Source organism: Bradyrhizobium sp. BRP22, from assembly GCF_020194175.1.
Classification (GTDB): Bacteria; Pseudomonadota; Alphaproteobacteria; order Rhizobiales; family Xanthobacteraceae; genus Bradyrhizobium.
In genome coordinates, this window is record NZ_JADYVX010000080.1 from 1 (window position 1) to 8001 (window position 8001).

The window sequence follows — 8001 nt, forward strand, 5'->3', positions numbered from 1 at the left end:
CGTTGAACCACTTCACTGTACCTGTCGCCATAACGTTTTCTCCGAAGCGCAACGCGCATCTCGCATGGACTCGCGCGATTCCGACAATTCAATCCGAGGATGTCTCTGGGAAGGGCCGCTAGGGACCATTCGAAGGGCACAACGGCTTGAATTTCGCCAGGGTATATAGCTCCTTCGGGAATACAAGCGGAAACGCGAGAAACAGCCGTTGGCCTACTACTATTTAGGCTCGTCAGAAACGATCAGAGGGACGCCTCGCGAGTTTATCGAGTTCTGGACGTCGTAACGGCTCGCTCTAGCGACGCCCGGGCGCGATGCTTTGGGAAAATGCGCGACAGGTGCTCTGGCACGAACTGCACTCGCTTTGGTATTTGTAGGGGATGATGCGCGATTTGCTCTTTTCCTATTCGTCGTTGCGGCGGCGATTTTCACTGTCGCCGCCATTTCAATCGTCGCATTCGCTAATTGATCCAAATCAATGAATGCCGTCCGCGCTCGGGAGCGGCCTGCCGCGGCAGAACATGGGAACGGGCCCCCGACAGTGTGACCGGGAAACGATGCATGGGCAAACCGAAGGCTCGCCAGATGCGCTGCACGCTTGAGACCGACACCCCGCTCTCCTTCGCCATGCCGCGCGAGTGACCTGCCCCTGCGTATTTCCTCCAGAAGGAGTTAGAGTCCGGCCCGAAGAAGGACGGATGAATGAAGCGAGCAAGGTTCACGAAAGAGGTAGGGTATTCGGTCCCGATCGCCTGACCTATTTGTTTGCCGCGCGGCACGGTTTGGCTGACGATCATGGACCAACTCCATCCGAAGGACAAAAGTCATGATCTACGTCGGCCTCGATGTTTCGCTGAATTCCGTTGCGGTATGTGCGGTGGACGAGACCGGAAAGCTGATCCGGGAGGGAACCACCTTGGCGGACGCGCCATCGATTGTGCAGTACCTCGAACCATGGGCTGGTCAAGTTGAGCGGGTTGGCCTTGAGGCAGGACCGAGATCAGAATGGCTAGCCGCAAATCTAATCGAACTGGGGCTGCCGGCCGTCAGTTTGGAACTCCGCCAGGTTAAGGCGGCACTTTCGGCCATGCCGGTGAAGAGCGATCGGAATGACGCCCGTGGGATCGCGCAGGTGGTGAGAACGGGATGGTTCAAGCCTGTTCACGTTAAATGCATCGGCAGCCAAAGGGCGCGGACGCTGGCCGCGGCTCGCAAGCATATCATCCGCTCCATCACTGCCGCGGAGCAAGTCATCCGCGGACTTCTGCGTCCGCTCGGTCTCAAATTCGGAGTCGTCTCGCGGACTCTGTTCGCGACGCGAGTTCGTGAGTTGGTCGGCGATGACGCCTTGCTGGAGGCGATCATGAATCCGCTGCTTGCCGGACGCGAAGCGCTGATGCGGGAGTACGCCCAACTGCATCGTCTGGTTGAAGGCCGTGCGCAGTGACCCGGCTTGTCAGCTCTTGATGATGATTCCGGGGATCGGCCCGATCGATTTGACCTTCCGCTACACTGTGGACGATCCTAAGCGATTCCTGCATTCCCAATTGGTCGGCGCCTATCTCGGGTTAACGCCGCGGCGATACCAATCTGGCGAGGTTGACCGGGTGGGACGGATCACAAAAGCCGGAGATGGAGAGACGCGCACAGCCCTGTTCGAAGCTGCCAACGTTGTTCTCAGGCCATCAACCCGATGGTCTCCGATGAAGGCCTGGGCGATGCGTGTTGCCCACCGGCAAGGAAGCAAGCGTGCGAAGGTCGCGCTGGCCAGAAAGATGGCTGTCGTCCTTCACCGCCGGCTGTTCGTGCTGCTGTGGCGGGAGGGCGAGCCATCGGGCATCAACCGGATCTACCGGCTTTATCGCGAGGAAGGGCTCGCCGTCCGCAAGCGGCGGGCCCGCCGCAAGGCCGTGGGAACCCGTGCCCCGATCCTGGTCGAGGCCAAGCCCAACGCGCGCTGGTCGCTGGATTTCGTTCATGATCAGTTTGCCAACGGACGGCGCTTCCGGGTCCTCAACATCGTCGACGACGTCACCAAAGAATGCCTGGGCGCCATTCCGGATACCTCGATCTCAGGACGGCGCGTGGCCCGCGAACTCACGGCAATGGTCGGGCGAGGCAGCAAGCCAGAAATGATCATGTCCGATCATGGCACCGAGTTCGCCTGCAGCGCCATGCTGGCCTGGAGCAAGGACACCGTCACCGATTGGCACTTTTTCGCGCCGGGAAAGCCGATGCAGAACGGCTTCATCGAGAGTTCTTAACGGCCGGATGCCCGATGAACTGCTCAACGAGACCCTGTTCTTCGATCTGGATGATGCCCGTGCCAAGATCGCCAACTGGGTCGCCGACTACAACCGCGCATCAGAACACCCATCTGTCTATGTTGTTGAAGAGAAGAGACTTTGCTGATTGTGATGCGATCCTGCGCGGTATCTTGGGTTCTGCCGCGCTCGTTCGGTGATGGATGTGGCGGCATCCGTCGCCAGGGCAGCGCGCGCGAAGATCCATGGCCATCCGGCAAAGGGTGGATGGCTTCGATCTGACCGGCTTCTACGGCCAAACGCAGCGTCTTGGCTGCAACCTTGAGAAGCCTGCCGGCGTCGGAGAGATTGAGCCAAGGCTCGACGCTGTCCTCGGCTCGACGGAAGAGGGTATCCGATGATAAGATCGCGTGGCTGTGGCGCTCTCGCGGGTCCACCGATTGCCGTTGCCCGTCTTGAGGCCGTTGCGGTTGAGCAGGCCTGTAATCAGGGTCGTCGCTGGCGATCAGCACCAGTTGCCGAATGGCTGCGATGATGTCGCCGGAGGTGCTGTTACGCTGCCCACCTCGCCGCTTCGGCAGCCGCATTTCGCTGTGAGCGCCACCCACCCAATGCACGACGAGAACGATCTCGGACGCTCGTCATCGATATCGGCAACGACCTCGTGGATCAGCGCCCGGACGACGCGCTTCTTCAGCCGCGCATCGGTGGTGGGCCCTGACCAGACTATCTTGAGGTTTGAGGTCAGAACGCTGAGCAGCGCTGGATCGATCGCTGTCGGTGCGGTCGCCGCGTCATGCGCGGCAATCTTGCTCTCCACCTCGGCGACGCGGGCAAGCGAGTGATTCCAGCGCGCCTCAAGCTCTGCAGCAACGAGGGGCGGTTTGCCGCATCTGCCGCGTCATATTGCCGGATGGCGCAATCGGCTGCGTAACGGGCCGTTTCGAGATCACGGCCGAGCGCTTCGCGAACTTGATCGCTCTGATGTGTGGCCTGGGCTGCGGCGGCCGTAGCCGCCGCGACGGGCCGGGTCCGACGACGCCGAGCAGTGCCTCTTCGATCGCATCATCGACACGCAAGCCTCCGAACGCGATGGAGCGCGGTTCGCCGTTGTCCATCCAGGCGCGCGAGCAGCTGTAACGGGGGATGTGATGCTTCATACCGCTGTAGCGCAGCGTCAGCTTGCGGCAACTGCGCCGGCAGCGGATGAGTCCAGCGAGCAGCGCGTCGCTATGCTTGGGCGCGCCATGATGCCGGCTCGTGGGCAAGTTACTGGAGACCATTGTACGGATCGCTTCGAACCCCTCCCAGCTCACATAGCCTTCGTGGACATCCGGCTTGAGGGAGGCACTCCGCACGCCCCTTCCGGCGGATCTTCACGCCTGTGCCATGGACGCCGCAACCCCTCGTTACGGCTGTTCTACCGTAGGCGTAGGCTCCGCCGTAGACCGGGTTCTCGACCATCCTGTGGAGGGTCGCGTAGCTGGGCCGCCGCCAGGCCGTGTCGCCATTCGGCTGCTTCACCGGTAGGTCGAGGCCGTGCTCAGCAGCGCCTGCCGCGCGGTCCCGAGTTCCTCGATCTTGTCAAAGACGAGCGTAGTGGCGTCCTGCACACGCCGGTCGGGATCCTTCTCGTAATGATCACCGACCTTCACAAAGCCGATGGGCGTGGCCACAACCAGTTCGCCGCGGCGGGCCTTCTCGTAGCGTGCGAGAGCGAGCGTTGTCGTAAAAGGTCCAGCTCATACTCGTTGAGGCTCCCCTTCAATCCTAGAAGCAGTCCGTCGTTGCCGTGCCGCGGAGCATAGATAGTTTCCTGGTCAACCAGCAGGGTGTCGACGACGCGACACATATCGATCAGCTGTTGCCAATCCCGGCTGTTGCGCGCGAAGCGCAAGACCTCCTGCGCACAGACTGCCCGACCGTGCCGAGGCAGACCTCGGCCACCATCCGCTCGAAGCCGGCCCGCAGCGCCGTCAATCGGTCGCATCGCGTATTGCAACGCGCTGCTCTCACGATTGTGCAGAACTGATGGGCGAAGGACTGGCGCACATAGAGGATCGCCTTGCGCTCAAGGTGGTGAGGGCGGACCTTGTCACTGATCATGACTGTCCTCCTTGCGAGCATTGCGCTCACCCGCGCATGGCGCAGCACCAGCGGCGTCATCAACTCCACCAGGGCATCCTGCGCCTCCTTCGGCAGCTCGCGCCATTCCGGAGCCCCGACGGCGCTGCGCGCGACGCCACCCGCGAACAGGTCCGTCTGATGCATGCCGAACCGGTTGTGCCGAACCGGGTTCGCCGATATCGCCGTCGTCTTGCTTGCCATGAGCCTCTCCCCGATTCTGGTCGTGAGAGACCCCGCGTGCACCGGAAAGCGGCTCATTCGATGATGATGCAGCGCTCTTAACTGCTAAATCGAGAAGCGCCGACAACGCGTTGAGCGCTTCCAAGCTGACAAAGGGCTCTGCCCTTGCGCTGCCACCGCGAGCACATGCCGCGCGGTCAAACATCCACGATGGGATCTCCAGACACCGGGCCGTCTCCGACCATCCAGCGTACAGCGCGTCCGCCTTGTCGATCACAGCATGGACGAAAACCTCGCGGCCTGCCCAAGGATGAAGCCGGTAAGAACCTCACGGCAAACCATCCCGTGGGCGTTCTCAAGGCTTGTTGTACAACACCCGTCGCCCGCATCAGGCGCTCAATCATCGCGCGCCGATGGTGGCTTGGCGCGAAGGCATCAACGGACCCGTCGATGCGGCTGTGGACATGAAGCCGCGCTTGGACAACGCTGAAGCGTTGTCCACATGCCCACAGCCGCAACAACAGCAGCAGACAGGGCTGTTCGCAGCGTGACATCAGGAGATCGGAGCGGCCGAGAATCCAACTAACAAACCGGTCCCGTGGTCACACGCATGGGGTCCACTTCAGTTTGTCACGAGGACTTGGACGCTCTGGCAGCCCCATGAATTGTCCCGTTTGTCGCGACGGCACTCGCGCAGTCGCAGGAGCGCTATGCGAAGTCGATAGGTGAAGCGAGATTGATTATCGGCAACGTCATCAGGATGATGTCTCGGTCACGAAATCGCGCGCTGGCTGCCACTTCGGTGCAGCGCTCGGGCTCTATCATTGTTGCAGGAGTTCGTTCCGGTTATTCCCGACTGGGCCCAACGATTAGCACACGGGCCGCAAGGCCGGTCGTGGTCTCGATCATTTCCGCAAAGAGGGTGCGAAGTTGATCCCGCCGCCGACGAGCCGATGATCCCTACGAGGACGAAGCCTACCGGCTGTGGCACATCAAACAGCGCAGCAAGTGAGCCAACGCTAAGGGGTATGGCGAAATCGCGAGGCGCCTCCAACGAGGGGCGATGTTGGAGGGAGCAACGTGGCGCTTGCAATCAAGCGCATCGTGCGGGCGGTTCAGAAGCTGGACACCCCAAGGGGATCGCTGACATCTCTGACTCAGCGACCGATCAAAGGTGGCGCGATAAACGTTCGTCGCAGCCGTTGTACTACCGCCCGTCGTCCTACCACCGCATCGTCGGCAGTGACGGCAGCCGCCGCTGCATGACCCGCGGCCGCTCGATCGCCGCGAACACCCGCCGCGCTCCGGGGTAGCATTTGATAGGCCGGTGAGTTCTCCCGATCAATCACATAAACGTTCGTATCGCGTGATGTTTACCTACGTTCAATTGAGCTTCTGATCGCGATCATCTTAGCTAGCGTATGCGGTAGCGCTCCCGCTATGCTGCCCTCCTTGGGCGTTTCCTCCCTAGACTTGAGCCGCTTGTGGCAACGCAAGCGGCCTCTTTCGGGCTTTGATCTGGCGTAACAGCGGAACGCGCGACAGATTTTCTAATCTGCTTCTGCGCGTTGTCGGAGGCGGGATGGTTAGAAAATTTGCGCGTGGGGATCGTGTAAAGCTAACTGACCTGATGGTGAGGACAATTATGCGTGGCGTGGCTATGCCGAGAAAGCGCAATGATAGATATGTTAATTGGGAGGGGAGATTTGGTGAGGTTATGTCTGCTTCGTCAACAAATGTTGTTGTTCTTTGGGAAGGCCGTAAGACCTATGATCAATGGCCGCCTCGCGCACTCGAAAAATCTTGAAGCGGTATAGATACCCTTGGCCGGTGACCAGACGATGAAGATCGCGACCTCGACCGGCGACATGGTCGAGACGGCGCACTGACTTTGTCTATCGGTTCGCAACGGCGGTGTACGCCCGAAATGGCGGCGAATGCGCCCAAGGCGGTGCTGCCCCGGAGCTCAATTGCTAACGCCGCCTCCCCTCGGCGGTTTGACCGATCCAATTTGACGGGCGGCTCCATGCAAACTGGCGACCGCTATGCGGCTCCAACCCGCTAATTGCTGGCGACCTGACCGGACCAAGCCAGCATCATTGATGCTGACACGCTCAAAATCTACGGCACCCGCATTCGGCTGTCCGACATCGATGCGCTGGAGAGCACTCAGTTCTGCCGGGGCGAGGACGGCGTCGCATAATTGCGCGCGAAGACCGCGAAACTCAGCGCCTTCATCGCGCGAAAAGCATACCTGTCTCGTTGGATCAGTACGGGCGCACCGCAGCGACGTGCTCGATTGCCGGGATCGACCTCGCGGACCGGCTGGTCCGCAACGGCTTCGCGCTCGATTGGCCGCGCTCTTCCACCTGGCAGGATATGCCTCCGCCCAACGTGATGCCGAAAGGGCTGGGCGAGGCATCTAGGCTGGCAGCTTTGTCGCGCCATGGCTGTAGCGGTGTGCGTTCGAGCCGGGGGCCGGTCAGCGGCCTGCTCGGACGACGCCAGCGCGCATCCGTGACGTGAGCCGTCGGGTCGCCCTGCGCGTTCCAGCCGATCGTGATCACCGATTGATCGGGATAGGGGGACGTCTTGCGATGCCACCCTCCCACACCGGGCATACGGGTCCCTACCACGGCGGTTCGACTGAGTTAAGCCGGCCCAGAAACCAGTATTCGGGGGGAGACCGAGAGCGTCAAAGAAGTGGTTGCGCAAAGCGTGCTAGATCGCCGGGCGCCCGGACATTCGCCAGAGCCCCGTCGGTGAACCAGCGGCAACCGATGCGGCGAACTTCGCGATGCCGAGGCGGCGAAGCTCCGTGAATCGCTTGTGCCCGCTCTGCCATTGTCGCCAGAGATAAGATTTTATCCAGTTCTGAGTTCGCTCAAACCATTGGATTTGCCCAATTGGGCGGTGGTAGCGACGGGAGCTGGAGCGGAGCCATCGGCATAGCGCACCGCCAGATCCCGGCGCGGCTAGCAGGTGAAGGCGAACCCGGAGGGCGTCTTCCATCCGAGCTGCGAGTGCGGTCGTGTGTCGTTATAATCGGCGCGCCAGCATCCGAGCGCGACGCGGGTCTGTGCCAGCGACGCGAACAGCGTTTCGTTCAGCAATTCATCCCGGAGCCGGCCGTTGAAGCTTTCGATGAAGCCGTTCTGCATGGGCTTGCCCGGAGCGATATCGTGCCAGGCGACGCGGCTCCGATCGGCCCAGGTCATCGTGTTCGATAGCCGCCACGCCAGCACCGCCCGGCTCGCCCAGTCCATGATCGCGACGAGATAAAGGAAGCCGCGGCCGATCGGAAGTGGAGTAAGAAGCGCGAACGCGCTTCTCCTCCCCGAACCGTACGTGCACCTTTCAGCGCATACGGCTCTCTGTTCAAGCTTGGCCCATGGCCATAGCAACATCATGATAGTGCGAGGTGACAGTG

8 protein-coding genes and 3 pseudogenes are annotated in these 8001 nt (G+C 61.3%); 5 read left to right on the forward strand and 6 right to left on the reverse strand.

What is annotated here, in order from left to right; translation table 11 throughout:
• Nucleotides 1–461 precede the first annotated feature (461 nt).
• Nucleotides 462–797 (reverse strand): hypothetical protein, encoded by a 336-nt coding sequence (locus tag I6F35_RS39200; RefSeq protein ID WP_225122914.1) that lies wholly within the window; start codon nt 795–797, stop codon nt 462–464.
• A gap of 29 nt (nt 798–826) precedes the next feature.
• On the opposite strand from I6F35_RS39200, the gene I6F35_RS39205 reads away from it, so the two are divergent.
• The 4 genes and pseudogenes from I6F35_RS39205 (at nt 827) to I6F35_RS39220 (ending at nt 2665) form a co-directional block, all read left to right on the forward strand.
• Complete coding sequence (locus tag I6F35_RS39205; protein WP_225122915.1) at nt 827–1447, forward strand: transposase; 621 nt, start codon at nt 827–829, stop codon at nt 1445–1447.
• Nucleotides 1448–1469: 22 nt separating this feature from the next.
• Nucleotides 1470–1628 (forward strand): annotated as a pseudogene (locus I6F35_RS39210) (transposase); the annotation flags it as partial.
• A 162-nt stretch (nt 1629–1790) separates the two neighbouring features.
• A pseudogene (locus I6F35_RS39215) lies at nt 1791–2358 on the forward strand (integrase core domain-containing protein); the annotation flags it as partial.
• A gap of 151 nt (nt 2359–2509) precedes the next feature.
• Nucleotides 2510–2665, forward strand: coding sequence for a hypothetical protein (locus I6F35_RS39220; protein ID WP_225122916.1), 156 nt, complete (start codon nt 2510–2512; stop codon nt 2663–2665).
• Between the two features lie 104 nt (nt 2666–2769).
• Here I6F35_RS39220 and I6F35_RS39225 read toward each other — a convergent pair whose 3' ends face one another.
• From I6F35_RS39225 to I6F35_RS39240, 4 genes are all read right to left on the reverse strand, one after another.
• Nucleotides 2770–3084: a hypothetical protein gene (locus tag I6F35_RS39225; RefSeq protein WP_225122917.1), complete on the reverse strand. Its 315-nt coding sequence runs from the start codon at nt 3082–3084 to the stop codon at nt 2770–2772.
• 700 nt (nt 3085–3784) lie between these two features.
• Nucleotides 3785–3940, reverse strand: coding sequence for a hypothetical protein (locus I6F35_RS39230; protein ID WP_225122918.1), 156 nt, complete (start codon nt 3938–3940; stop codon nt 3785–3787).
• Nucleotides 3916–4161: a recombinase family protein gene (locus tag I6F35_RS39235; protein ID WP_249792910.1), complete on the reverse strand. Its 246-nt coding sequence runs from the start codon at nt 4159–4161 to the stop codon at nt 3916–3918. The genes I6F35_RS39230 and I6F35_RS39235 overlap by 25 nt, the downstream gene beginning before the upstream one ends.
• Nucleotides 4122–4592, reverse strand: a complete 471-nt coding sequence (locus tag I6F35_RS39240; protein ID WP_225122921.1) for a hypothetical protein — start codon at nt 4590–4592, stop codon at nt 4122–4124. The genes I6F35_RS39235 and I6F35_RS39240 overlap by 40 nt, the downstream gene beginning before the upstream one ends.
• 341 nt (nt 4593–4933) lie before the next feature.
• On the opposite strand from I6F35_RS39240, the gene I6F35_RS39245 reads away from it, so the two are divergent.
• On the forward strand, nt 4934–5122 hold the full coding sequence (locus I6F35_RS39245; RefSeq protein WP_225122919.1) for a hypothetical protein: 189 nt from the start codon (nt 4934–4936) through the stop codon (nt 5120–5122).
• Nucleotides 5123–7435: 2313 nt separating this feature from the next.
• Here I6F35_RS39245 and I6F35_RS39250 read toward each other — a convergent pair.
• Nucleotides 7436–7768 (reverse strand): annotated as a pseudogene (locus I6F35_RS39250) (transposase); the annotation flags it as partial.
• Nucleotides 7769–8001: the final 233 nt, after the last annotated feature.